Annotated in this window: 24 protein-coding genes; 21 read left to right on the forward strand and 3 right to left on the reverse strand. The window is 69.4% G+C overall.

Annotated features, from left to right (window positions below):
- Positions 1-135 precede the first annotated feature (135 nt).
- Both miaB and ACWEO7_RS18295 read left to right on the forward strand, forming a co-directional pair.
- Positions 136-1,689 carry a tRNA (N6-isopentenyl adenosine(37)-C2)-methylthiotransferase MiaB gene (gene miaB / locus ACWEO7_RS18290; protein WP_452424661.1) on the forward strand — a complete coding sequence of 518 codons (1,554 nt, stop codon included), beginning with the start codon at positions 136-138 and terminating at the stop codon, positions 1,687-1,689.
- Positions 1,686-2,417 (forward strand): Rv2732c family membrane protein, encoded by a 732-nt coding sequence (locus ACWEO7_RS18295; protein ID WP_452424663.1) that lies wholly within the window; start codon positions 1,686-1,688, stop codon positions 2,415-2,417. The genes miaB and ACWEO7_RS18295 overlap by 4 nt, the downstream gene beginning before the upstream one ends.
- Positions 2,418-2,489: 72 nt before the next feature.
- On the opposite strand, the gene ACWEO7_RS18300 is transcribed toward ACWEO7_RS18295, so the two are convergent.
- Entirely contained in the window at positions 2,490-3,866 is a 1,377-nt protein-coding gene (locus tag ACWEO7_RS18300) for a DUF349 domain-containing protein (RefSeq protein ID WP_450016569.1), read from the reverse strand.
- A gap of 240 nt (positions 3,867-4,106) precedes the next feature.
- Here ACWEO7_RS18300 and ACWEO7_RS18305 point away from each other — a divergent pair, with 240 nt between their 5' ends.
- From ACWEO7_RS18305 to ACWEO7_RS18340, 8 genes are all read left to right on the forward strand, one after another.
- Positions 4,107-4,871: a hypothetical protein gene (locus ACWEO7_RS18305; RefSeq protein ID WP_452424665.1), complete on the forward strand. Its 765-nt coding sequence runs from the start codon at positions 4,107-4,109 to the stop codon at positions 4,869-4,871.
- Entirely contained in the window at positions 4,868-5,800 is a 933-nt protein-coding gene (miaA, locus tag ACWEO7_RS18310; protein ID WP_452424667.1) for a tRNA (adenosine(37)-N6)-dimethylallyltransferase MiaA, read from the forward strand. The genes ACWEO7_RS18305 and miaA overlap by 4 nt, the downstream gene beginning before the upstream one ends.
- Complete coding sequence (locus ACWEO7_RS18315; protein ID WP_452424668.1) at positions 5,797-6,633, forward strand: TrmH family RNA methyltransferase; 837 nt, start codon at positions 5,797-5,799, stop codon at positions 6,631-6,633. Before miaA ends, ACWEO7_RS18315 begins: the two co-directional genes overlap by 4 nt.
- A gap of 33 nt (positions 6,634-6,666) precedes the next feature.
- Entirely contained in the window at positions 6,667-7,548 is an 882-nt protein-coding gene (gene dapF, locus ACWEO7_RS18320) for a diaminopimelate epimerase (protein ID WP_452424699.1), read from the forward strand.
- Between the two features lie 190 nt (positions 7,549-7,738).
- Complete coding sequence (gene hflX / locus ACWEO7_RS18325; RefSeq protein ID WP_452424701.1) at positions 7,739-9,166, forward strand: GTPase HflX; 1,428 nt, start codon at positions 7,739-7,741, stop codon at positions 9,164-9,166.
- Positions 9,167-9,395: 229 nt separating this feature from the next.
- Complete coding sequence (locus ACWEO7_RS18330; RefSeq protein WP_452424670.1) at positions 9,396-10,292, forward strand: lysophospholipid acyltransferase family protein; 897 nt, start codon at positions 9,396-9,398, stop codon at positions 10,290-10,292.
- Positions 10,293-11,003: 711 nt separating this feature from the next.
- On the forward strand, positions 11,004-12,149 hold the full coding sequence (locus ACWEO7_RS18335) for an acyl-CoA dehydrogenase family protein (protein WP_452424672.1): 1,146 nt from the start codon (positions 11,004-11,006) through the stop codon (positions 12,147-12,149).
- A gap of 115 nt (positions 12,150-12,264) precedes the next feature.
- Positions 12,265-13,167, forward strand: coding sequence for an alpha/beta hydrolase fold domain-containing protein (locus ACWEO7_RS18340; protein WP_452424673.1), 903 nt, complete (start codon positions 12,265-12,267; stop codon positions 13,165-13,167).
- Positions 13,168-13,285: 118 nt separating this feature from the next.
- On the opposite strand, the gene ACWEO7_RS18345 is transcribed toward ACWEO7_RS18340, so the two are convergent.
- On the reverse strand, positions 13,286-14,761 hold the full coding sequence (locus ACWEO7_RS18345) for a sensor histidine kinase (RefSeq protein WP_452424675.1): 1,476 nt from the start codon (positions 14,759-14,761) through the stop codon (positions 13,286-13,288).
- A complete protein-coding gene (locus ACWEO7_RS18350; RefSeq protein WP_452424677.1) occupies positions 14,754-15,431 on the reverse strand; it encodes a response regulator in 678 nt (225 codons plus the stop codon). The genes ACWEO7_RS18345 and ACWEO7_RS18350 overlap by 8 nt, the downstream gene beginning before the upstream one ends.
- Before the next feature lie 115 nt (positions 15,432-15,546).
- Between ACWEO7_RS18350 and ACWEO7_RS18355 the strand changes: the two genes are divergently transcribed.
- From ACWEO7_RS18355 to ACWEO7_RS18405, 11 genes are all read left to right on the forward strand, one after another.
- Complete coding sequence (locus tag ACWEO7_RS18355; protein ID WP_452424679.1) at positions 15,547-15,921, forward strand: PepSY domain-containing protein; 375 nt, start codon at positions 15,547-15,549, stop codon at positions 15,919-15,921.
- A 237-nt stretch (positions 15,922-16,158) separates the two neighbouring features.
- Positions 16,159-16,530 carry a hydrogenase maturation nickel metallochaperone HypA gene (hypA, locus tag ACWEO7_RS18360; protein ID WP_450016735.1) on the forward strand — a complete coding sequence of 124 codons (372 nt, stop codon included), beginning with the start codon at positions 16,159-16,161 and terminating at the stop codon, positions 16,528-16,530.
- On the forward strand, positions 16,491-17,345 hold the full coding sequence (gene hypB / locus ACWEO7_RS18365; protein ID WP_452424681.1) for a hydrogenase nickel incorporation protein HypB: 855 nt from the start codon (positions 16,491-16,493) through the stop codon (positions 17,343-17,345). The genes hypA and hypB overlap by 40 nt, the downstream gene beginning before the upstream one ends.
- A 92-nt stretch (positions 17,346-17,437) precedes the next feature.
- A complete protein-coding gene (locus ACWEO7_RS18370) occupies positions 17,438-18,493 on the forward strand; it encodes an NADH-quinone oxidoreductase subunit B family protein (RefSeq protein ID WP_450016591.1) in 1,056 nt (351 codons plus the stop codon).
- An 11-nt stretch (positions 18,494-18,504) separates the two neighbouring features.
- Positions 18,505-20,301 carry a nickel-dependent hydrogenase large subunit gene (locus ACWEO7_RS18375; RefSeq protein WP_450016593.1) on the forward strand — a complete coding sequence of 599 codons (1,797 nt, stop codon included), beginning with the start codon at positions 18,505-18,507 and terminating at the stop codon, positions 20,299-20,301.
- A 33-nt stretch (positions 20,302-20,334) separates the two neighbouring features.
- On the forward strand, positions 20,335-21,249 hold the full coding sequence (locus tag ACWEO7_RS18380) for a NifU family protein (RefSeq protein ID WP_452424702.1): 915 nt from the start codon (positions 20,335-20,337) through the stop codon (positions 21,247-21,249).
- Positions 21,246-21,881: a DUF5947 family protein gene (locus tag ACWEO7_RS18385; RefSeq protein ID WP_450016595.1), complete on the forward strand. Its 636-nt coding sequence runs from the start codon at positions 21,246-21,248 to the stop codon at positions 21,879-21,881. Before ACWEO7_RS18380 ends, ACWEO7_RS18385 begins: the two co-directional genes overlap by 4 nt.
- Positions 21,878-22,525, forward strand: coding sequence for a DUF6084 family protein (locus tag ACWEO7_RS18390; RefSeq protein ID WP_450016597.1), 648 nt, complete (start codon positions 21,878-21,880; stop codon positions 22,523-22,525). Before ACWEO7_RS18385 ends, ACWEO7_RS18390 begins: the two co-directional genes overlap by 4 nt.
- Complete coding sequence (locus ACWEO7_RS18395; RefSeq protein WP_452424683.1) at positions 22,522-23,850, forward strand: hypothetical protein; 1,329 nt, start codon at positions 22,522-22,524, stop codon at positions 23,848-23,850. The genes ACWEO7_RS18390 and ACWEO7_RS18395 overlap by 4 nt, the downstream gene beginning before the upstream one ends.
- 13 nt (positions 23,851-23,863) lie before the next feature.
- Entirely contained in the window at positions 23,864-23,983 is a 120-nt protein-coding gene (locus ACWEO7_RS18400; protein WP_086006670.1) for a DUF6893 family small protein, read from the forward strand.
- A gap of 22 nt (positions 23,984-24,005) precedes the next feature.
- A complete protein-coding gene (locus ACWEO7_RS18405) occupies positions 24,006-24,323 on the forward strand; it encodes a hypothetical protein (RefSeq protein WP_452424685.1) in 318 nt (105 codons plus the stop codon).
- Positions 24,324-24,333: the final 10 nt, after the last annotated feature.

Below are 24,333 nucleotides of genomic sequence, written 5' to 3' on the forward strand. Positions count from 1 at the left end.
GCGACACACCCTCTCGCCACGCCGATTCGACATGTGCGCGTAACTTCGCGGTTCCTCCGTCGTCGGCGGTGGACCGCCCCGAGCCTGCGTCGATGCCCGCGAAAGCCACCGGAGGCCGCCCCGTACCCTGGACGGGTGGATTCGATCGGACAGGCAGTGTTGTCTCCCGCGCCCGCCGAGGGCACAGCACGCAGTTACGAGGTCCGCACCTTCGGTTGCCAGATGAACGTGCACGATTCCGAACGCTTGTCGGGTTTGCTGGAGGACGCGGGCTACGTGAAGGCCGCGCCCGGCGCGACGGCCGACCTCGTCGTCTTCAACACCTGTGCGGTGCGCGAGAACGCCGACAACAAGCTCTACGGCACGCTCGGGCACCTCGCGCCGATCAAGGCGGGCCATCCGGGCATGCAGATCGCCGTGGGTGGCTGCCTGGCGCAGAAGGACCGCGACGTCGTGGTGCGCAAGGCGCCGTGGGTGGATGTGGTCTTCGGCACCCACAACATCGGTTCGCTGCCGGTGCTGCTGGAGCGGGCGCGGCACAACAGGGAAGCCCAGGTGGAGATCCTGGAGTCGCTGGAGGCGTTCCCGTCCACCCTGCCCGCCAAGCGCGAATCCGCCTACGCGGGCTGGGTTTCCATCTCGGTCGGCTGCAACAACACCTGCACCTTCTGCATCGTGCCGTCGCTGCGCGGCAAGGAGGTCGACCGCCGCCCCGGTGACGTGCTCGCCGAGGTGGGGGCGCTGGTGGAGCAGGGCGTGCTCGAGGTGACGCTGCTCGGCCAGAACGTGAACTCCTACGGCGCCTCGTTCGCCGACCCCGACGAACCACGCGACCGCGGCGCGTTCGCCAAGCTGCTGCGCGCGTGCGGGCACATCGACGGCTTGGAGCGGGTCCGGTTCACCTCGCCGCACCCGGCGGAGTTCACCGACGACGTGATCGAGGCCATGGCCGAGACCCCGAACATCTGCCCGCAGCTGCACATGCCGCTGCAGTCGGGTTCGGACCGGGTGCTCAAGGCGATGCGCCGCTCCTACCGCAAGGCGCGCTACCTCGGCATCATCGACAAGGTGCGCGCCGCGATGCCGCACGCCGCGATCACCACCGACATCATCGTCGGCTTCCCCGGCGAGACCGAGGAGGATTTCCAGGAGACCCTGGACGTGGTCCGGCAGGCGCGTTTCACCAGCGCGTTCACCTTCCAGTACTCCAAGCGGCCCGGTACGCCCGCCGCCGACATGCCCGATCAGCTGCCCAAGGCCGTGGTCCAGGAGCGCTACGACCGGCTCATCGCGTTGCAGGAGGAGATCTCCTTGGCGGCCAATCGAGAGCTGGTCGGCACCGAGGTGGAATTGCTGGTAGCCGAGGGCGCGGGCAAGAAGAACGCCGCCACCGCGCGCATGAGCGGCCGCGCCCGCGACGGCAGGCTGGTGCACTTCCGCCCGGGCGGCACGGCCGAGCCGATCCGCCCCGGCGATCTGATCACGGTGGACATCACCGCCGCGGCGCCGCATCACTTGGTCGCCGATGCCGCGATCAAGACCCACCGCCGTACCCGCGCCGGTGACGCGCACGAGCGCGGTGTCACCCCGAAGACCGCGCCGATCGGCGTCGGACTCGGACTGCCTCGCATCGGCGCACCCGCCCCGGAACCCGCGGCCGCGAGCTGCTCGACCGGCTGCGACGCATGACCACGAGCCCGCAGGACAACGACGACGCCACCCGTGGCGCCGATGGAGCTGTCCCCGCGTCCGGCGACGACCAGCGCGGCGCGTCCGCGGCCGACCAGGGGCGCGAGCCCGCGAGCCCCGACGCAGACGAACGAAACGAGGATTCCGTGAGCTCGGTCGAGAGCACCGCCGATTTCGAACAGTTCCGCGACGATCTCGACGCGGTCGAGCGCAAGATCGCCGGTGAGATCGATCCCGGCGTCCGCGCGATGGTCGTGGCGGGCGCGGTGTTCCTGCTGCTGGCCTCGCTGGTGCTGCCGCACGCCGGCGCGGCACGCGGCTTCGACGTGCTGCTGAACACCGACGTCGCGCGGGCCGAGCACATCGGGCTGCCCTCGCGGATCTTCGTGTGGTTCGTCGTGGTGTTCGGTATCGGCTTCTCGATGCTGGCGCTGATGACCCGTCGCTGGGTGCTGGCTTGGGTCGCGGTCGCGGGCAGTGCCGTGGCGGGCGTGTTCGGCGTGCTGTCCATCTGGCACCGCCAGACGCCCGGGCTCGGCAACTATGTCGGCGCGGGCCCCGGCATCGGCCTGATCCTCGGCGCGATCGTGACCGTCGTGCTCACCTTCCACTGGATCCGGGTGGTGTGGAGCCGCACCGCGCTGCATTTGGCCGCCGAGGAGCAGCGCCGCAACGCCGCCGCGGCGGCGGAGGAACGCGACCGTCGTCGGCTCATGGGTGATTCCTGACCGGCTCTTTCCGCACGACAGCGGCCCGTCCCAGCCGGGAGGGGCCGCTGTTCGATTCGATCGGGCCGATATTCAGCGGTTGCTGACGGCGCCCTCGGCGGCCTCGGCCCACTCTCGCCACTGCTTGGCCTGTTCCAGCGCCTTCTCCGCGTCGCGAGCCTTGCCCGCGGCCTGCGCCTTCGCGGCCTGCTCCTCGAACTGCGCCACGCGCTCGCGGAACTGGGCGGCGCGGGCCATCGCCTCGGGGTCGGTGCGCCGCCACTGCGCGTCGACGGCGTCGCGCACACGCTTCTCGATAGCCCGCAGCTTGCCTTCCAGTTCCTGCATGCGCTCGCGCGGAACCTTGCCGATGGCGTCCCACTTGTCCTGGAGTTCGCGCAGCGCGCCGCGGGCCGCTTCCAGGTCGGCGGACGGATCGATGTAGGCGTAGTCGTTCAGCAGTTCCTCTTTGGCGGCCGCGTTGTGCTCGAACTCGGCGTCGCGCTCGGAGACCGCTGCGTTGCGCGCGGCGAAGAAGACGTCCTGCGCGCTCTTGAAGCGCCGCCACAGCGCCTCGTCGGCCTCGCGCGGCGCGCGACCGGCGGCTTTCCACTCGGTGAGCAGATCGCGGAAGATGCCCGCGGTGGCCACCCACTCTGTGGAGCCGGACAGTTCCTCGGCCTGCACGCACAGTTCTTCCTTGCGCGCCTTCGCGGCGGCGCGCTCGCGATCCAGCTCGGCGAAGTGCGCGCCGCGGCGGCGGTTGAACGCCTCACGCGCCTTGGAGTAGCGCTTCCACAGCGCGTCGTCGACCTTGCGGTCCACGCCCCGGATGGACTTCCACTCGTCGAGGATCTCGCGCAACCGATCGCCCGCGGCCTTCCACTGGGTGGACTCGGCGGCGATCTTCTCCGCCTCGGCGGCCAGCGCCTCCTTGCGTTCGGTGTGCTCGTGCCTGGCGCGTTCCTTCTCTTCCTTGGCGTGCGCGGCGGCCTCTTCGGAGTGCTCGGCGATGGCCTGCAGGCGCCGGGCCAGGCCCTCGATGTCGCCGATGACGGCGGCGGTCGGCAGCGACTCGGCCAGCGTGACGGCGGCGGCCTTGGTCTTGCGCGCGTCCGCGCCCGCGGCCAACCTGGCCTCCAGCAGCGCGACCTCGGTGGCCAGATCGTCGAACCGGCGGCCGAAGTGGGCCAGGCCCTCCGCGGCGTCACCGGCCTGCCACGAGCCGATCTGGCGTTCGCCTTCGGCGGTCTTCACCCAGGCGGTGCCGTCTTCGTCGACCCGGCCCCACAGGCTCGGATCGGAGACGGTGGGCACGACGACGGGATGGGGATGCTGCTGGGCCGGGCCCGGGGCGGGTTTGACCGCGTGCGGTTTGGGCGGTTGAATCGAGCGGCCCGGTTTCGGAGCACCGGAAGAACGGGGCATCTTGCCGGGGCCGGCTTTCGCGGTTCCGTTGCTGTCGGTCATTTTTCCTCGTCCCTGCCGCGCGTCACGGCTGCCTGGTTACGCCCTAGCTCATTCCATTCAACCCGGTCCGAGCCCTTGTGACCATCGATCCATGCCTTCCCACGGAGGAATCCCGCGGATTCCAACCCCTGATGACCTGGGTTGTAGCTCCTCGAACACTATCAATCCCGGCGGTATTTCCGGCAGAGACACTCGAAGCCGGGCGGTACCGGTGGTCCCCGCAACGACTACGGTTACGACGTGTTCTCCGTCGCCGCCCTTGTTCCGTCGCCGCCCGTGCTGGTCCCCGAGTTGTGCGGTGGTGCGGCGGACACGGCGGGAGCAGGGGATTCGGATCCGCGCGCGGTGCTGCGGTCGGCCGTGTTCGACACCGTGCGCGCCTTCGCGGCCCTGACAGGCCACTGGACGGTGATCGGCGTCGATGCGGGTGACCGCACGTTCGGTCCGGAGACCGTCGGCACGTTCCGCGGCTTCGGCGTCGACGTGCGGGCCGGCCTCTCGAGTGCCGCGGTCGCCGGAGCGCGGCCCGCCGATGCCGGGTTGCCGCTGGCCGTACTGATCGGCGGGTGGTTACGCGGGCAGGTCGCCCCCGACGCGGTCGCCGAGGCGAGTGTCGTCGCCGCGGCCGCGCCCCCTGAGCATTGCCGGGAGACCGGGACGAAGCTGCGTGCCGAGCTGGACAGCGACGGCGAGCCGCGCGGTGTGCTGGTCGTCGCCGACGGCGCGGCGACGCTGTCGGTCAAGGCCCCCGGCTACCTCGACGAACGGGCCCGTCCGGTGCAGGACCGGCTGGACGAAGCGCTGAGCACGGGTGATCGCGCCGCGTTGCGGGCACTCGACCCCGGACTGTGTGCCGAACTGGGCGTGACGGGCCGCCCGGCCTATCAGGTGCTGGCAGGGCTGTTCCGCGCCGATCCGCTGGTCGAGACGCGCTACCGCGACGCCCCGTTCGGAGTCGGCTACCACGTGAGCCTCTGGCGGCCCGCGGGAGACGACGCGCCGTGACGGATTCCGGCATCACTCCGATCGCGGTCGTCGGCCCCACCGCCAGCGGCAAATCCGATCTGGCTCTCGACCTGGCCGAACAACTCGGCGGCGAGATCGTGAACATCGACGCCATGCAGCTGTACCGCGGCATGGACATCGGCACCGCGAAGCTGCCGGTCGCGCAGCGCCGGGGCATCCCGCACCACCAGCTCGACGTGCTCGACGTGACCGACACCGCGTCCGTGGCCGCGTATCAGGCGGCGGCGAGCGCGGACGTCGTCGCGATCATGGGGCGCGGCCGGGTGCCCGTGATCGTGGGCGGCTCGATGATGTACGTCCAGGCGCTGTTGGACCAATGGGAGTTCCCGGCCACCGATCCGGCCGTGCGGGCGCGCTGGGAGGCGGTGCTCGCCGAGCAGGGCGTCGCGGCCGTACACGCGGCGCTGCGCGCGGCCGATCCGGTGGCCGCCGCCACCATCCTGCCCACCGACGGGCGCCGTATCGTGCGTGCGCTCGAGGTCGTGGAACTCACCGGACAGCCGTTCGCCGCCTCGGCGCCGACCATCGGGCAGCCGCGCTGGGGCACTGTCGTCATCGGCGTCGACCGCGAGACCGCGGCCTTGGACGCGCGCATCGAGCGGCGCACCGCAGCGATGTTCGAAGGCGGGCTGGTCGAGGAGGTACGCGGCCTGATCGAGTGCGGCCTGCGCGAGGGCGTCACGGCCCGGCGGGCCATCGGCTACGCACAAGTCCTGGCCTATTTGGACAACGAATACGACCTGAACCACGCTCAGGAACGCACCCTGATCGGCACGCGACGCTACGTGCGCAGGCAACGCTCCTGGTTCCGGCGCGATCCCCGGGTGCGGTGGGTGGACGGCGCCGCCCCTGATCCGGCCGCGACGGCGCTGGCCCTGCTCGACGAGAAAGAACGGACTCCGCAGTGACCCGACGTGTGAGCACGCGCAACGCCTCCGTCCAGGTGTGGCAGGCCTACCTCAACAACCGCACCAAGCGTCATCGCGACGGCCGCTTCCTGGTGCAGGGCGTGCGTCCGATCACGCAGGCCATGGCCAACGACTGGCCGCTGGAGACGCTGCTGTACCGGCTCGGCGGCCCCGAGCTGTCCAGCTGGGCGCGCGAAGTGCTGGATACCAGCGGTGTGCCCCAGGTCGGCCTGGTGCCCGAGCTGATGGCCGAACTCGGCGAAAAGGCCGCCGGGATACCGGAACTGGTGGCGGTCGCGGAGTCGCGGCAGCCCGAACTGGAGGCCTTCGAGCCGGGTGAGCCGGGGGAGGACGCGCCGGTGGTCGTGGTGTTCGACCGGCCCAACTCGCCGGGCAACCTGGGCACGCTGATCCGCTCGGCCGACGCGTTCGGCGCCAGCGGGGTCATCGTCACCGGACACGGCGCCGACCAGTTCGACCCGCAGGCGGTGCGCGCCTCGACCGGTTCGCTGTTCGCCGTGCCGGTGATCCGCGCCGCCGGGCCCGCGCAGGTGCTGGAGTTCCGCAACCGGCAGATCCGCCGCGGCATTCCGACCCGCATCGTGGGCACCGACGAGCACGGCAGCCACGCCGCCTACGACTACGACTTCACCGACGCGACCATCCTCGTCATCGGCAACGAGACCAGCGGTATGAGCGCCGCGTGGGAGGCGGCCTGCGACGACATGGTGCACATCCCGATGGGTGGGACGGCCAGCTCGCTGGGGGCGCCCTCGGCGGCCGCGGTGGCGCTGTACGAAATTTCCCGGCAGCGCCGGACGTTTGCCAAATGACGACGAGACAGGGAGACATCGCACGTGCCGGACATCGAGTTCACCAAGGGCCACGGCACCCAGAACGATTTCGTGGTGCTGCCCGACCCGCAGGCATGCCTCGCGCTGACGGCAGAGCAGGTCGGCGCGCTGTGTGATCGCAGGCGCGGGCTCGGCGCGGACGGCGTGCTGCGGGTCGCGCGGGCCGGTGCGTTGCAGGCCGCCGGTGTGCTGGCGGCGCTTCCGGAGGACGTGGGCGCCGACGACTGGTTCATGGACTACCGCAACGCCGACGGCTCGATCGCGGAGATGTGCGGCAACGGCGTGCGCGTGTTCGCGCATTACCTGCACGCGGCGGGACTGGAGACCCGCGACAGCTTCGTCGTCGGCAGCCGCGCCGGGGCGCGCCCGGTCACCGTGCATGCCGGGAACTCGGTCACCGGGGACGTCACCGTCGGCATGGGCCGGGTGCGCGAACTCGGCCCGTCCACCGCGACCATCGCGGGCTGGGCGCTGCCCGGGATCGGCATCGATGTCGGCAATCCGCATCTGGCCTGCGTCGATCCCGGCATGTCCGTGGACGCGCTCGGCAAGCTCGACCTGACGGTGCCGCCCGGCTTCGATCCGGACCTGTTCCCACACGGGGTGAACGTCGAGATCGTCACGGCGCTGGACGCCGCGAGGTCGGTCGACATGCGGGTCTACGAGCGCGGTGTGGGCGAAACCCGTTCCTGCGGAACGGGAACCGTCGCCGCGGCCGCCGCGGCGCTGGCCGCCGACGGCTTCCGGATCGGCGCCGACTCCGGTCAGGTGACGGTCCGGGTGCCCGGCGGCGAACTGACCGTCGGGCTCGAGCGCGGCTCGGCATGGCTGCGCGGGCCGTCGGTACTGCTGGCCTCGGGTCGCCTCGCCGGGGACTGGTGGGACGGTCGATAGCGGCATCGCCCCCGATAACCGGATGCGTGCTGCGGTGATGTCGTGGCAGCATGGAAGATGTATGAGGAAGTCAGAGACGTATGAATTCACTCCGGCGGACGCGAACGATCGCGCCGCCGATGCGGCCGACGACGCGGTGACCGGCGAAGACGCGGTGCTCGGCGACGTCGTCGCCGAGCACAGGGCGCGGATGCGGCGATCGGGTTGGTCGGCCGATCCGACCACCGGTGAACTGCAGTTGGAGGACCGCAGTTCGCTGCGCCGTGTGGCGGGCCTGTCCACCGAGCTCACCGACATCACCGAGGTCGAGTACCGGCAGCTGCGCCTGGAGCGCGTCGTGCTGGTCGGGGTCTGGACCACTGGGACCGCCACGCAGGCCGAGGCCAGCATGGCCGAGCTTGCCGCGCTCGCCGAGACCGCGGGCTCCGAGGTGCTGGAAGCGTTGATCCAGCGCCGCGACCGGCCGGATCCGGCCACCTACATCGGCTCCGGCAAGGCCGACGAGCTGCGCTCCGTGGTGCTGGACACCGGCGCGGACACCGTCATCTGTGACGGTGAGCTGACCCCCGCTCAGCTGACCGCCCTGGAGAAGGTGGTCAAGGTCAAGGTGGTCGACCGGACCGCGTTGATTCTGGACATCTTCGCTCAGCACGCCACCTCCCGGGAGGGCAAGGCGCAGGTCTCGCTGGCCCAGATGGAGTACATGCTGCCCCGGCTGCGCGGCTGGGGTGAGTCGATGTCCCGGCAGGCCGGTGGCCGCGCCGGTAGCAACGGCGGCGTGGGTCTGCGCGGTCCCGGTGAGACCAAGATCGAGACCGATCGTCGTCGCATCCGTGAGCGCATGGCCAAACTGCGCCGGGAGATCCGCGAGATGAAGACCGCGCGCGACACCATGCGGTCGCGCCGCACGTCCAGTGGCATCCCGTCCGTCGCGATCGTCGGCTACACCAACGCCGGCAAGTCGAGCCTGATGAACAAGCTCACCGGCTCCGGCGTGCTGGTCCAGGACGCCCTGTTCGCCACCCTCGATCCGACCACCCGCCGGGCCGAGCTGGACGACGGGCGCGAGGTCGTCTTCACCGACACCGTCGGCTTCGTGCGGCACCTGCCGACCCAGCTGGTCGAGGCCTTCCGCTCCACCTTGGAGGAGGTGACCGGCGCCGACCTGCTGGTGCACGTGGTGGACGGCTCCGACGCGCTGCCCGCCGAGCAGATCAAGGCCGTCCGCGAGGTGATCACGGACGTGATCAAGGAATCCGGTACGCCAGCCCCGCCCGAACTGCTGGTGGTGAACAAGACCGACGCGATGGGGCCGACCGAGCTCACCAACCTGCGTGCGCTGCTGCCCGACGCGTCGTTCGTGTCGGCGCGCAGCGGCCGCGGGATCGATGGGCTGCGCGAGCGGCTCGCCGAGCTGCTCGGGGACTTGGACGTGGAGATCAGCGTGCTGCTGCCGTACACGCGCGGTGACCTGCTCGCCCGCATCCACGCCGATGGCCGCATCCTCGGTTCGGATCACGAAGAGGGCGGAACCCGCGTCCGCGCGCGTGTCCCGCATGCTCTCGCCGCCGCCTTGTCGGAGTACGCGCACGCGGGCACAGCCGGTACGCAGGATTAGGTCGAGCATCTCACTTCCTGAGATGTGACTCTGTCTTTCCGCGCGCAGGTTCGCGGCGTATCCGTGCGCGGGGACCGCCTCTGAAGTGCGAGTTCGCGATGGGCTTGCCGGGACGGCAAACGAGCTGGTCGATCGACCGGATCGGGCGTATCCGATGCGGCGCGCACATCCGGTGCGACGCAGTCGATTTCGTTGCGCTATCGTCATCGAATCGACACCAGGAGGGTTCATGTCGGACGCCCGCTCCGATTCCCGCACCCGGCGCTCCGGCGCCGCGAACAGCGCCGATACGGCGCTCAGCGACGGTGCGCCGCTATCGGTTTCGCTGACCGGCACCGATCTGCGGGTGATCGACACCCTGCTCGCGCCGCTGCGCGCGTGGACCAGCCCGCGCTTCTACGGCTTGGAGAACATCCCGGCCGACGGCCCGGTGCTGCTGGTCGGTAACCACAACCTGCTGGGCGGCATCGACGCCCCCATGCTGCTGCCCGAGGTGCTGCGCCGCCGCGGCCGCTTGATCCGCGGTCTCGCCGAGAACGTGCTGATCAACGTTCCAGGTGTCCGGCACCTGCTGCACCACTACGGCGCGGTGCGCGGCACTCGGTCCAACTGCCTGGCCCTGCTCCGGCGCGGCGAGGCCGTGATGGTGTTCCCTGGCGGTGGCCGGGAGGCGGTCCGCCGCAAGAACGAGAAGTACCTGCTGAAGTGGGAGGGGCGCAGCGGTTTCGCGCGCATGGCGATCGAGGCGGGCGCGCCCATCGTCCCGGTCGCGATGATCGGCGTCGACGACGCCTACGACATCCTGGTCGACGGCGACCATCCGATCCTGCGCCCCCTGCGCTGGACCGTGGAAGCGCTCGGGCTCAGCCGCGACCTCACCCCGCCACTCATCCGCGGGGTCGGTCCCACCGTCATCCCGCGTCCGGAGCGCTTCTATTTCTCCGCGGGCGCCCCCATCGACCCGGCGCCCTGGCGCGACGCGGGCGACATGCACGCCGCCGCCACGGAATTCCGCGACGTGGTGCGCAAAGCGCTGGAGGAGGAGATGAACTTCCTCTTCGCCGAACGGGCGCGCGACGAAGGGCGCACTTTGGTGGGCCGTTTGCGGGGCTGGCTGACGCGCTGAGGGCTCCGGCGCTCGCCGCGAGGGGCGATTTCCGATAGCGTCGGCCTGCGAACGGCTGGAGCGGTGCGCGTAGCGCCGGTTGCTGCCGTCGGCGAGTGGGGCTCGATCTTTTCCGCGCTCGGTCGACGCCTCCCACCGCATGGGGCTGGCCGGACGCATCGCTGTCGCGTCGGCGCTCGGGCGACGATCCTGCGCCAGGGGGAGTGGCGCAACTCCGGCGGACCGAGACGTAGGACAGATCGGTGACGGCGAATTCTGGCGTCCGGGCGTGGGTAGGACATACCGGGGATCCGGCCGACGGTCATGTCCGCGAGCGGCGTCACGCGCCTGTCGGTGTTGTTCTTCGGTTGTCCGTGGTCGACCCGATCGTCATCATCGATCGACGACTGGCGAGCGCGCCGATCGGGTATCGAGCCCGGGCGGCTGCCTGCTCGAAGGCCGCCGGAAATGCCCGCTGCCGGCGGCCCGGCCGATTGTCTCACCCGCGAATCGTCGGTCTTCGTCAGCTATGCCCGCCGGTGGTCGCCCCGGATCACCTCCAGCCGTCGAGCGTTTGCCGGGAATCTCGTCCGCTGATCTCGACCCGATCCGCCGCTCCTGGTGAGACCATGGTTCCGGCCCCAGAAGTGAACAGAGATTCTCGCTCCGGGTACGGTATGGGGCAACGACTGGTCGGTGTGGACCGGCCGGTGTGGTCACTAGGAGGTTGGCGTGGAACGCACACTGTTCGAACCCGAGCACGAACTGTTCCGGGAGTCGTTCCGCAAGTTTCTCGATCAGCACGTCGCGCCGAATCACGCGAAGTGGGAGGAGCAGGGCATCGTCGACCGGGCGGTCTGGCTCGAGGCGGGCAAGCAGGGCTTCCTCGGCATGGCCATGCCGGAGCAGTACGGCGGCGGCGGGGTGAAGGACTTCCGCTACAACGCCATCGTCTCGGAGGAGTCGGTGCGCGGCCAGTACTCCGGCCTCGGCTTCTCGCTGCACAACGATGTGATCGCGCCTTATCTGCTCGAGCTGGCCACCGAGGAGCAGAAGCAGCGCTGGTTGCCCGGCTTCTGCGCGGGCGAGATCATCACCGCGATCGCGATGACCGAACCGGGTACCGGTTCGGATCTGCAGGGCATCAAGACCCGCGCGGTGCGGGACGGGGACGACTGGATCCTCAACGGCGCCAAGACCTTCATCACCAACGGCATCAACTCCGACATCGTGATCGTGGTGGCGCAGACCGACCCCGAGAAGGGAGCCATGGGCTTCAGCCTGTTCGTGGTCGAGCGCGGCATGCCCGGCTTCGAGCGCGGCCGCAACCTGGACAAGCTCGGCCTCAAGGCCCAGGACACCGCCGAGCTGAGCTTCACCGACGTGCGCGTGCCCGGCAAGAACCTGCTCGGCACCGAGGGGATGGGCTTCATCCACCTCATGCACAACCTGCCCCAGGAACGTCTGTCGATCGCCGTGATGGCCGCGGCGGCGATGGAGTCCTGCCTGGACATGACCGTGCAGTACGTCCGCGACCGCAAGGCGTTCGGCAAGCCGATCGGCGCGCTGCAGAACACCCGCTTCGTGCTCGCCGAACTGGCCACCAAGACCACCGCGGTGCGGCTGATGGTCGACAAGTTCATCGAGCTGCTCAACGAGGGCAAGCTGACCGCGGAGGACGCGGCGATGGCGAAGTGGTGGTCCACCGAGGAGCAGCTCGACCTGATCAACCGCTGTCTGCAACTGCACGGCGGATACGGCTACATGAAGGAATACCCGATCGCCAAGGCCTACATGGACGCCCGCATCCAGACGATCTATGGCGGCACCACCGAGATCATGAAAGAGATCATCGGACGCAGCCTGAAGCTGTCCTGATCGCACGAATTCCGGCTCGGGCCGACGGCTGCCGTCGGCCCGGGTTGCGGCACCATCGCCTTCCGAGGTGATGGCGAACTCGCCGTTCGCCGGTTGCCGGAGTGGAGGAGATGCGATGCCGAGTCTGGCCAACCAGGTGGTGCGCGGGTACCTGAAGGCGACGCGGGCCAATCGCGTGTTCATCGATGCCGACGCCGCGCGCAAGCGGGTTCTCGATCGGAGCGTGCGGCCGCGCAACTACGGTCCGCCGCGCCGGCTGCGCGCGGATGTGACGATAGCGGTGGAGCGTCGCGGCGGCTGGCCGGTCTACACCCTCACTCCGCGCGGACGCCCGCCCCGGGGGAATGTCGTGTACGCGCACGGCGGCGGGTGGGTGCACGAGATCGCGCCGCAACACTGGGCGCTCTGTGCCGCGATCGCCACGGAAGCCGGTGCGGCCGTGACGGTTCCGATCTACCCACTGATTCCGTTCGGGACGACCGGGCCGGTTGTCGCCGGCTTCGTGGAGCTCGTGCTCGCCAATCGGAAAACCTATGGAAATGTCTGCCTCGCAGGGGATTCCGCCGGTGGGCAGATCGCGCTGTCGTCCGCCGTGGTGCTACGCGACGACCATGACGTGCGGCTGCCCGGCACCGTGCTGATCACGCCCGCGCTCGATCTGTCGCTGACCAACCCGGAGATCGCCGTCGTGCAGCCGCGTGACCCGTGGCTGGGCGTCGCGGGCTCGCGGGTGTTCATCGAGCACTGGCGGGGCGATCTCGAACTCGGCGACCCGCGCGTCAGTCCACTGGCTGCCGATCCGCGCGGGCTCGGCCCGCTGACGGTCTTCTGCGGCACCGACGACATCCTGTACCCGGACACCCGGCTGTTGGTCGATGCGGCTCGCGGCGCGGGGGTCGTGGTGGACTACCACGAGGCACCCGGCCTGCCACATGTCTATCCGCTGACCCCGACCCCGGAAGGGCGTGCCGCGCGTCGGGTCGTCATCGAAAGTCTGCGTAGCGCGCTCGCCGGTTGAGCGACAGTTCGGTGCCGGAGGAATCGTGCAATCGCAGCCGGATACGCGGCAAGCCCGGGATGACGACGGCAGGACCTCGCCGCCGATCAAGCACTCCGCGGGTGCGGACTTGCCGGGCTCACCTACCGGCTGCGGGCAGCGTGACCACGAAACGGGCACCGGGCGCGCCGTCGGTGACGTGAATGGCGCCTCCGTGGCGTTCCACGACATCGCGGACGATGGCCAAGCCGAGGCCCGCGCCGCCCTCGTCGCGGCTGCGCGCGTCGTCCAGGCGGACGAATCGCTGGAAGATCCGGTCGCGATCGGCGGGCGGCACACCCGGTCCGTCGTCGGTGACCGACAGCACCACCCGCCCGTCGGCGTCGTGGTCCACGGCGACGTCAACGGTGTTCGCGGCATGCCGCTGCGCGTTGTCGACCAGGTTGCCCAGGACGCGGGCGAGCTGAGTACGGCTTCCGGTGACCGCGACGGGCTCCTTCGGTGTCGCGATCCGCACGGCGACCCGATCACGGACTCGGTGCTCCAACTCCTCGCGAACCAGGACGGTCAAGTCCACTCGATCCGCACGCGGTTGCTCACCCGCGTCGAGCCGGGCCAGGAGCAAGAGGTCGGCCGCCAGATGTTCCAGCCGGATGGTGTCGCCGATCAGTCCGTCCAGTTCCAGCAGGTCGGGATGCGCCTGGGCCACCTCGAGCTGGGTGCGCAGGCTCGCGATGGGGCTGCGCAACTCGTGTGCGGCGTCGGCGATGAACCGGCGCTGGCGCTCCGTGGACTCCTCCAGCGCGGCGAGCGTGGCGTTGGTGGTGCTCGCCAGCCTGCCGATCTCGTCGCGGGAGCCCGGTTCCGGTACGCGCCGGGAGAGATCGCCGTCCATGATCTCGGCGAGCTGCCTGCGGATCGCCTCCACCGGGCGCAGGGCGCGCCGGGTGACCAGCCAGGTCACCAGGGCTACCACCAGGAGTAGCGGAGGCAGGCCGATCAGCATCGCTTGCCGTGCGTCCGCCACCGCGCTGTCGGCGGTCTCCAGCGAGGAGCCCGCGTAGACGGTGGCGGGCTGTCCGCCCCGGAGGGTCACCGCGAGGGCGGCGACTCGGAAGGGATGCGGTCCGTCGTCCTTGTCCACCGTCAGCCGTACGTCACCGAATTCGGCGTCGGCCGTCGTGGCATCCGGAGAGTGGGACAAGATTTCGTCGCCGTCCCCGTTCTCTTCGTGCTCGTCCTCATGTTCGTCGTCGCCCTCCTCCTCGTCCTCGGACAACTTGGAGTACGGCGCGAAGTCGGCCATGGGTGGTTTGCCCGCGAGGTCGTCGTCGGCCGCGAGCACGCGGCGGTCGAGTGAAACGACTTGCACCGGTGCGTTTTCGGCGTCAGGAAGCCGCAATCGGGTGAGGTCCGTGCCCGTCGCGAGCTGGTTCGCGACGTCGTGCGCGGTGGCCTCCGCCCGCATCTGGGCGCTATGTACCAGATTGTGCCGCAGCACGGCCAGCACCGCGAGCCCGGCCGCGGTGAGCGCCACCGCGACCACGACCGTCGCCGCGACCGTGGTGCGCACGCGGACCGAGCGCCACCAGGCCCGCCCGGCCCGCTCAGGCACGATCGGCCGTCAGCCGGTAGCCCGCGCCGCGAACGGTGGTGATCGATCGGCGTCCGAACGGCGCGTCGATCTTGCGGCGCAACGTGCTGATGTAGACCTCGACGATGTTCGGGTCGCCGTCGTAGGCGAAATCCCAGACATGTTCCAGGATATCGGCTTTCGACACCACCTCCCCAGCGCGGACGGCCAGGTGCTCGAGCACCGCGAACTCCTTGGCGGTCAGCGTCACGTCCCGCGTGCCGCGGCGGCAGGTTCGGGCGCCCGGGTCCACGATCAGGTCGCCGACGCGCAGCACGCGCGCGCCGCCGCGGGTCCGGCGGCGCAACAGCGCACGGATGCGGGCCAGCAGCACCAGGTAGGAGAACGGCTTGCTGAGGTAGTCGTCGGCGCCGGTGTCCAGGCCCTCGGCCTCATCGTATTCGCCGTCTTTCGCGGTGAGCATGAGCACGGGCGTCTCGTGGCCGCCGGCGCGCAGCGCGGCGCAGACGCGGTAGCCGTTCATGCCGGGCAGCATGATGTCGAGGATGATCAAGTCGTAGTCGGTTGTCGTCGCCAGGTGCAGGCCCTCGGCGCCGTCGTGCACCACATCCACGGCGAATCCCTCGGCGGACAACCCTTTTGCCAGCGTGCGAGCCAGACGTTTCTCGTCTTCGACGATCAGCAGACGCATCCCCCAAGAGTGGCAGACGGATCCTGAAACCGTCTTCAGGTGACTTCAGCTCGCCTTCAGCTCGATTCGCCACAGTGAACGCATTCGAGATCATCACTCGCGCAGGAGGTTTCCCATGACAACCGTATTCCGCCGTGCTTACGCCGGTCTTCGCTGGCTGCTCGTCGGCACGGCCGTCGCGGCCGTCGTCGTCGGTCTGAGTGCGGTCCTGTCCGCGGTGGCCACCGGCGGTCCGGACGATCACACCGTCGCGTTCCGCTCGGTCGCGGCGGACCGGTCGCTGGTGGCGGACACCGGGATCAGCAGGCAGCAGGCCATCGACAAGGCCCTGGCGGCCGTGCCGGGCGGACGGGTCACGTCCATCGAGCTCGACACCGACCGGGGCGTCGCGGTGTGGGAGGTGGAGCTCGCCACCCCGGCGGGCGTGGAGCACGACGTGACGATCGATGCCGACAGCGGCCAGGTCCACACCGTGGTCGACCACGACTGATCGCGTCGGCGGACGCAGGTGTGACGGGTCGGTGCAGGGGTAAGCACGAGGTGTTTGCTGCCGGGCGGCAGGGATCCGGAGGGGGATTCCGGCCGCGGCTTCGCCGGTACCCGTGGCCCGTGGCCGACGTAATGTGTGACGCCCCGAGGACGTGTTCGCCGAGCATCGAAGATTTGCCCCGCAGAAGGTTTGCCCGGGAGTAGCCTCAAGTTGTCCACTCGAGGAATCGAGGTCCGGATGCACGAGATGGCCATCACGCGCAGCGTCATAGACGCCGTCTGTGAGCACGCGGCGGGCCGACGGGTCCACTCCGTCACCGTCGAGGTCGGCGCGCTGTGCGCCGTCGTGCCCGATGCCATGCGGTTCTGTTTCGAAGTCGCGGCCGAGGCGACGGTCGCCGAGGGCGCGGAACTGGTCCTGGTAGAGATCCCGGGCGTGGCGGCATGCCGCACCTGCGGCGCCGAGTTCCGGCTGCCGGACCCGATCCTGCTGTGTCCCTGCGGCAGCGCCGATGTCGAGATCCGCGCCGGGCGCGAGCTGCGTATCCGATCCATGGAGGTGAGTGAGGCATGTGCGCAACCTGCGGGTGCGGCGACGACGCCGCGCTGATTCGCGTCCCGCACGATCACCAGCACGCCGACGGGCACGACCACGCCCATGCGGACCATGAGCACACCCACCAGGATCACCATCCACACGAGCACGGTCCCGGCGCCGACCACGTCCACGTGCCCGCCACCGAGACGGTCACCTTGGAGTTGAAGGTCCTCGCCAAGAACGACGAACTGGCGCAGCGCAACCGGGACTGGCTGGCCGAGCGCGGCATCCTCGCGCTCAATATGACGAGCTCGCCGGGCGCCGGTAAGACCACGCTGCTGGAACGCACCATTCGCGAGTCCGGTCAGGCCCCGATCGCGGTGATCGAAGGGGACCAGGCGACATTGCTCGATGCCGACCGGATCAAGGCGACGGGGTGCCGTGTGGTGCAGGTCAACACCGGCGCGGGATGTCATCTCGACGCGGAGATGATGTATCGCGCGCTGGAGACGCTCGACCCCGCGCCGGGCACGCTGCTGTTCGTCGAGAACGTCGGCAACCTGGTCTGCCCGGCGCTGTTCGATCTGGGGGAGCGGGAGAAGGTGGTCGTCATCTCGGTGACCGAGGGGACCGACAAACCGCTGAAGTATCCGCACATGTTCCAGGCGGCGGGTCTGGTGCTGGTGAACAAGACCGACCTGCTGCCGTATGTCGATTTCGACCTGGACCGATGCCGGGAATACATCCATTCGATACACCCCGGCGTCGAGGTCCTTCCGCTGTCGGTGAGCAGCGGAGAAGGCCTGTCTACCTGGTATGACTGGCTGGCCGGGCAGCGTTGCGCGGCCGGTCCGGCGGCTCTTGAGGAAGCCGCCGGGCGCGCTTAAAGTGAAGTGATCAGGATCACATCTACGGGTGACCCCTTCTTCGAGAAAGGCGAGATTCGGCCCCCGTGGTCCGCTGCGGAAGGTGGCGAGAAATGCCCACTCAGGAAGCAGTACGAGCCGAAGAGACGTTGATCCACGTTCTGTGGATCAACGCGGGACTCAGTTGTGACGGTGATTCGGTCGCCCTGACGGCGGCCACGCAGCCGAGCGTCGAAGAGATCGCCCTCGGCGCGCTTCCCGGTCTGCCCAAGATCGCCGTGCATTGGCCGCTGATCGACTACGAGTGCGGCCCCAACGGCGGTGCGGACGACTTCCTGGAGTGGTTCTTCAAAGCCGACCGCGGGGAACTCGAACCGTTCGTGCTGGTGGTCGAGGGCTCGATTCCGAACGAGCAGATCAAAGAGGAGGGCTACTGGTGCGGGTTCGGCAACAATCCCGCCACCGGCCAGCCCATGACGACCAGTGAATGGCTCGACCGTCTCGCGCCGAAGGCCACGGCCATCGTGGCGGCGGGCACCTGCGCGACCTACGGTGGCATCCACGCCATGGCGGGCAACCCCACCGGCGCGATGGGCGTGCCGGACTATCTCGGCTGGGACTGGAAGAGCAAGGCGGGTATTCCGATCGTCTGCGTGCCGGGCTGCCCGATCCAGCCGGACAACCTGTCGGAGACGCTGACCTATCTGCTCTACATGGCGACCGGTCAGGCGCCGATGATCCCACTCGACGAGGCGTTGCGGCCCAAGTGGCTGTTCGGTGCGACCGTGCACGAAGGTTGCGACCGCGCGGGCTACTACGAGCAGGGGGAGTTCGCCACCGAGTACGGCTCGCCGAAATGCATTGTGAAGCTCGGCTGCTGGGGACCCGTGGTCAAGTGCAACGTGCCCAAGCGCGGCTGGATGAACGGCTTGGGCGGCTGCCCGAACGTCGGCGGCATCTGCATCGGCTGCACCATGCCGGGATTCCCGGACAAGTTCATGCCGTTCATGGACGAACCACCCGGTGGGAAGTTCTCGTCCACCGCATCGGGGCTCTACGGATCGGTGATCCGCAGCCTCCGTCATATCACCGGACGCACGGTCGACAAGGAGCCGCACTGGCGGCACCGGGGCCGGAAGCTGGAGACCGGCGCGACCCGCACCTGGTAGGAGGTTCACTGATGACCCAGATCATCCCGGAGCCGTCGCACAAGACGATCGAGCCGGACCGCCTCGTCGAGATGGCGTGGGACCCGATCACTCGTATCGTCGGCAGCCTCGGCATCTACACCAAAATCGACTTCGAGAATCGGGAAGTGGTCGAGTGCCACAGCACCTCGTCCATCTTCCGCGGCTACTCGATCTTCATGAAGGGCAAGGACCCGCGCGACGCGCACTTCATCACCAGCCGCATCTGCGGCATCTGCGGCGACAACCACGCCACCTGTTCGTGCTACTGCCAGAACATGGCCTACGGCGTGCGCCCGCCGCACCTCGGCGAGTGGATCGTCAACCTGGGCGAGGCCGCCGAGTACATGTTCGACCACAACATCTTCCAGGAGAACCTGGTCGGCGTCGACTACTGCGAGAAGATGGTCTCCGAGACCAATCCGGGCGTGCTGGCCAGGGCCGAGAACACCGAGGCGCCGCACGCGGGCGACCACGGCTATCGCACCATCGCCGACATCATGCGGGCGCTCAACCCGTTCACCGGTGAGTTCTACCGGGAGGCGTTGCAGGTCAGCCGGATCACGCGCGAGATGTTCTGCCTGATGGAAGGCAGGCACGTCCATCCGTCCACGCTGTATCCCGGTGGACCTGGCACGGTCGCGACGATCCAGTTGATGACCGACTACATGTCCCGGCTGATGCGCTACGTGGAGTTCATGAAGAAGGTCGTGCCGATGCACGACGATCTGTTCGACTTCTTCTACGAGGCGCTGCCGGGCTACGAGAAGGTCGGTCTGCGGCGCACGCTGCTGGGTTGCTGGGGCTCGTTCCAGGACCCGGAGGTCTGCAACTTCGAGTACAAGGACATGGCGGACTGGGGCCGCAAGATGTACGTGACCCCCGGCGTCGTGGTCGATGGGAAACTGCTGACCACCTCCCTGGTCGACATCAACTTGGGACTGCGGATCCTGCTGGGCAGTTCGTACTACGAGGACTGGACCGATCAGGAGATGTTCGTCAAGACCGATCCGCTGGGCAACCCGGTGGACCGCCGCCATCCCTGGAACCAGCACACCAACCCCCGGCCGCAGAAACGCGACCTGGACGAGAAGTACAGCTGGGTCATGTCGCCGCGATGGTTCGACGGCACCGATCACCTCCCCCTGGACACCGGCGGCGGCCCGCTGGCCCGGCTGTGGTCGACGGCGCTGGCCAACCTCATCGATATCGGCTACGTGAAGGCCACCGGGCACAGCGTGCAGATCAATCTGCCCAAGACCGCGCTCAAGGGGCCGGTCACGCTGGAGTGGAAGGTGCCGGTGCACGGCAGCAACACCCTCGAGCGCAACCGCGCGCGCACCTATTTCCAGGCGTACGCGGCGGCCTGCGCGCTGCACTTCGCGGAGAAGGCGATGGCGGAGATCCGAGCCGGCCACACCAAGACCTGGGAGAAGTTCGAGGTGCCGGAAGAAAGCATCGGCTGCGGCTTCACCGAGGCCGTGCGCGGCGTGCTGTCGCATCACATGGTGATCCGGGACGGCAAGATCGCGAACTACCACCCGTACCCGCCGACGCCGTGGAACGCCAGCCCGCGCGACAGCTTCGGCACGCCGGGTCCCTACGAGGACGCGGTGCAGGGCCAGCCGATCTTCGAGGAGAACGACCGCGAGCACTTCAAGGGCATCGACGTCATGCGCACCGTGCGCAGTTTCGATCCGTGCCTGCCGTGTGGCGTGCACATGTATCTGGGCAAGGGCAAGACGCTGGAGAAGCTGCATTCACCGACGCAGACGCTCACTCCCGAGTGAGTCCGCGTCGGGCGAGACGACCCGGAGGTGACGGTGGAGGATCGCCCGGACGACCGGGACGACGCGACGCTCGACGAGTCCCGGTGGCGTGAAGCCGGTGATCGCATCGAGACCTTGCTGGAAGCGAGTTCGGCGGGCGGGGCGCTCGCCCGCGAACGCGCGGAGCAACTCGTGCGCGAACTGGTCGGACTCTACGGCGCGGCGCTGACCCGCGTGGTCGAGCTGCTCGACGACGCGGCGGTCGAGCGGTTGACCCGCGACGATCTGGTCGCGAGCCTGCTGCTCGTGCACGGGCTGCATCCGCACGATGTGGCCACCCGCGTAGGGAACGCGCTGGACAGCGTGCGTCCGTATCTCGGTTCCCACGGCGGCGACGTCCACCTGGTCGACATCGTCGACGGCGTGGTGCGCTTGGAACTGGCGGGCAGTTGCAAGAGCTGTCCGTCCTCGTCGGTGACGCTCGAACTGGCCGTCGAGGACGCGGTGCGGGCGGCCGCGCCGGAGATCGAGTCCATCGAAGTCGTCGCCGCGCAGACCGAGTCGGCGGGGGTGATCTCCGCCGACTCGCTGTTCTCGCGCGTGCGCGCGGACGGCGCGCGGTCCGGCAACTGGGTCGCGGTCCCCGAACTGGCCGAACTAGACGCGGGCGAGGTGGGCGGCTTCGACGTCGCCGGGCTGACGGTGCTCGCCTGCCGGGTGGGAACGGAGCTGTACGCCTATCGCGACCACTGCCCCGGATGCGACCGCTCGCTCGCGGGTGCGGCGCTGGAGCGGCGGGTGGGGTTCCCGGCCGGTGACGCGGTGCTGCGGTGCCCGACCTGCCGGGCGCACTACGACGTGGTGCACGCGGGCGCCCGGGTCGACGGTGACGGTCACCTCGAACCGCTCCCCGTGCTCGTGCGCTCCGGCGAACTGTCGGTGGCGGTGCCGGTGGAGGTCCACGGGTGAGCACACCGTTTCGCGCGCTCCAGCGGATCGCCGCCGATCGCGGGCCCGCCCCCCGGCCCGGCGAGCGGTGCGAAATGTGCGCGGAGCCGATCGCCGACCGGCACCAGCACGTGGTGAACGTCGAAGGCAGGCAGCTGATGTGCGTATGCCGCGGCTGCTACTTGCTGTTCGTAGACCAGAGCGCGGAGCTGCGGTATCGAGCGGTGCCGGACCGGTATCTGACGTTCCCGGATTTCACGATCAGCCGGGCCGAATGGGAGGCACTGGACATCCCGGTGAATCTGGCGTTCTTCTTCCGCAATTCCGCACTGGACCGGACGGTGGCGTTCTATCCCGGACCCGCCGGCGCGACGGAGTCGGAATTACCCCTGGAGCAATGGAATTCGATCCTCCACCGGCATCCCGAGCTGGACGTGCTCGCCCCGGATGTGGAAGCGCTGCTCATCAGGGTGCCCGACCGCCGCACCGAGCGGGCGGCCTGCCTGCTGCTGCCGATCGACGCCTGCTACGAATTCGTCGGCCGGATGCGGCTGCTGTGGCACGGATTCGACGGCGGCCAGGACGTGCACCGATATCTGGAGCAGTTCTTCGCCGAGGCGTCGGCGCGCGCGAAAACCGGCGGTGCGGCATGAGCCCGGTGTACTCGACGACGTTCGCCGTGCTCGAGATCAAACCCGAGCCGTACGCCGTCGCGCCGATCCTGTCCGCGCGCGTCGGCATCGCCGCGCTCGCGGAGGAACCCGTGCACGCCATCGCCCTGCGCGCGCAGGTGCGCATCGAGCCGTTCCGCCGCGGCTACTCCGACGAGGAAGCCGCGGGGCTGGTCGATCTGTTCGGCCCGCGCGAACGGTGGCACGAGACCCAGCGCTCGTTTCTCTGGATGCACTGCGCCACCATGGTTCCGAGTTTCACCGGCGGCGCCCAAGTGGACCTGCCGATGCCGTGCACCTACGACTTCGAAGTGACCGGCTCGAAATACCTGCACGCGTTGCGCGAGGGTGTGGTGCCGCTGCTGTTCCTGTTCAGCGGGACGGTCTTCATCCGGGGCACCACCGGATTCGCCATCCAGCAGATTCCGTGGGATCGCGAGGACAAGTTCGAGATGCCCGTGTCGGTGTGGCAGGGCCTGATCGACGCGTACTTCCCGAATACCGGGTGGGTGCGGCTGCACAACGACACCCTGCGGGCGCTGGCCACCTACAAATCCAGCCACGGCCTGCACGGCTTTGACGACGCGGTGACCCGCCTGCTGACCAGCACCGAGGAGACGCCGTGACGACCGCCGAAGCCCGTGCCCGCGCCCGCGCCGTCGCCGACGCCGTGCTCTACGAGGGCTACCTGCTCTACCCCTACCGCGCCGACGCGCGAAAGAATCAGTCGCGCTGGCAGTTCGGCGTGCTGGGGCCGCGCGAGTCCGCCGCGGCGGGACTCGGCGAGGAGTCGACGCTGTCGGCGCAGTGCCTGATCGAACCGGGCGAGAATCCCGAACTCACCCTCACCGTGCGGTTCCTCCAGCTCCAGCGCCGTCAAGTGGTGGACGGGGACGGTACGCCCGTCCCGGAGCTGACCGATGGCGCGCGGTCGTGGCTGTCCTGGGACGAGGCGGTCGAGCAGGAGATCACCGTCGGCCCCGTCCCGCCCGCCCGTATGGTCGTGCCGCTGGACACCCCGGGCGGCTCCGACGCCGAGCAGATCGCCACCGCCGCCGTCCCCGGGCCGGGCACGTTCGTGCGGACCCGGCTGCCGCTGACGGGTGAGCTGGAACTCGCCGCCGACCGGGACGACGGCTTCGTGCGGCTCACGGTCGTCCTGCGCAACGTGGGCGCACCCGCGACCGACAAGCGCGACGCCATCGCCCGCTCGCTGATCGGCGCGCACATCATCGCGGAGATCACCGGCGGACAGTTCGTCTCCCTGCTGGAACCGCCGCCCGACGCCACCGCCGTGGCCGCCCGCTGCGATCGGTACCGATGCTTCCCGGTGCTCGCGGGGCCGCCCGGCGACTACAGCGTGCTGCTCATCTCGCCGATCATCCTCTACGACCACCCGGAGATCGCGGAGCAGAGCGAAGGAGCGCTGTTCGACTCCACCGAGATCGACGAGATCCTCACGCTGCGCATACTCACCATGACCGATGCGGAGAAGGCGCGCGCCCGAGCCACCGACCCGCGCGCGGCGGAGATCATCGACCGCTGCGAGGCCATGTCGCCCGACGCGATGCGGCAGTTGCACGGCGTGTTGCGCGACCCGCACGCCGAGGGACCCGGGTTGATCCCGGAGATTCCCGAGGGCATCGATTGGTGGGACCCGCTGGCCGACGGCGCCGTTCGCCCGGATGTCGACGCCGTGCCGATCGCGGGGGCGCTGGTGCGCAAGGGCAGCCGCGTCCGGCTGCATCCGGCGCGCCGGGCCGACGCCCAGGATCTGTTCTTCGACGGGCAGTGCGCCCGGGTCGTTTCGGTCCACGAGGACGTGGACGGGCAGGCGCACGTCGGGGTGGTGCTGGACGCCGATCCGGCAGCCGAGCTGCACGAATGGTACGGGCGCTACCTGTATTTCGCGCCCGACGAACTGGAGCCGCTCGACGGCACCGAGGAATGAAAGGAAGTCCGCTATGGAAACCGTGGGAGTGGTCTCGACGACCGTCGTCGCCGTGCTGGTGGCGGCGGGGTTGTATCTCGGCGTGCGGTCGATCCCGGATCTGCGGCGATACCTGAAGATCCGGCACATGTAGCGGGACACCGGAAAGGAGCATCATGGGTGAGCATCGTGAAGAGCCGCAATCGGCACGTGGCGCGCCGGGTTCGCGCGACGCGGGCACGGGCGTCGCGGCCGGAGGCCCGGCGGACCGGGAACCGGGCCACATCGGTCACGAGGAGATAACCTCCGTGCATCCGGAAGACGCCAAGAAGAGCACCGAGTTCACCTCGGAAGCCCCGACCGGCACCGAAGCGGCGGTACCTCCGTACGACGAGCGCAAGGACACCGCCAACGCCCCCGCGGAGACGGCGACCGGAAAGGTCGACGACGCGCGAGTGGGCGGCGCGACGGCACCCACCGAGAAAGAGGGGTGACTCGACGGCC

Source organism: Nocardia sp. NPDC004260 (genome assembly GCF_053603155.1).

Excerpts from the sequence above, each read along its gene's own strand:
- ACWEO7_RS18295 (WP_452424663.1), top strand. The coding sequence starts at position 1,686 with ATGACCACGAGCCCGCAGGACAACGACGACGCCACCCGTGGCGCCGAT.
- ACWEO7_RS18300 (WP_450016569.1), bottom strand. The coding sequence starts at position 3,866 with ATGACCGACAGCAACGGAACCGCGAAAGCCGGCCCCGGCAAGATGCCC.
- hflX (WP_452424701.1), top strand. The coding sequence starts at position 7,739 with ATGCGGCGATCGGGTTGGTCGGCCGATCCGACCACCGGTGAACTGCAG.
- ACWEO7_RS18330 (WP_452424670.1), top strand. The coding sequence starts at position 9,396 with ATGTCGGACGCCCGCTCCGATTCCCGCACCCGGCGCTCCGGCGCCGCG.
- ACWEO7_RS18340 (WP_452424673.1), top strand. The coding sequence starts at position 12,265 with ATGCCGAGTCTGGCCAACCAGGTGGTGCGCGGGTACCTGAAGGCGACG.
- ACWEO7_RS18350 (WP_452424677.1), bottom strand. The coding sequence starts at position 15,431 with ATGCGTCTGCTGATCGTCGAAGACGAGAAACGTCTGGCTCGCACGCTG.
- ACWEO7_RS18355 (WP_452424679.1), top strand. The coding sequence starts at position 15,547 with ATGACAACCGTATTCCGCCGTGCTTACGCCGGTCTTCGCTGGCTGCTC.
- hypA (WP_450016735.1), top strand. The coding sequence starts at position 16,159 with ATGCACGAGATGGCCATCACGCGCAGCGTCATAGACGCCGTCTGTGAG.
- hypB (WP_452424681.1), top strand. The coding sequence starts at position 16,491 with ATGTGCGCAACCTGCGGGTGCGGCGACGACGCCGCGCTGATTCGCGTC.
- ACWEO7_RS18370 (WP_450016591.1), top strand. The coding sequence starts at position 17,438 with ATGCCCACTCAGGAAGCAGTACGAGCCGAAGAGACGTTGATCCACGTT.
- ACWEO7_RS18375 (WP_450016593.1), top strand. The coding sequence starts at position 18,505 with ATGACCCAGATCATCCCGGAGCCGTCGCACAAGACGATCGAGCCGGAC.
- ACWEO7_RS18390 (WP_450016597.1), top strand. The coding sequence starts at position 21,878 with ATGAGCCCGGTGTACTCGACGACGTTCGCCGTGCTCGAGATCAAACCC.
- ACWEO7_RS18400 (WP_086006670.1), top strand. The coding sequence starts at position 23,864 with ATGGAAACCGTGGGAGTGGTCTCGACGACCGTCGTCGCCGTGCTGGTG.
- ACWEO7_RS18405 (WP_452424685.1), top strand. The coding sequence starts at position 24,006 with ATGGGTGAGCATCGTGAAGAGCCGCAATCGGCACGTGGCGCGCCGGGT.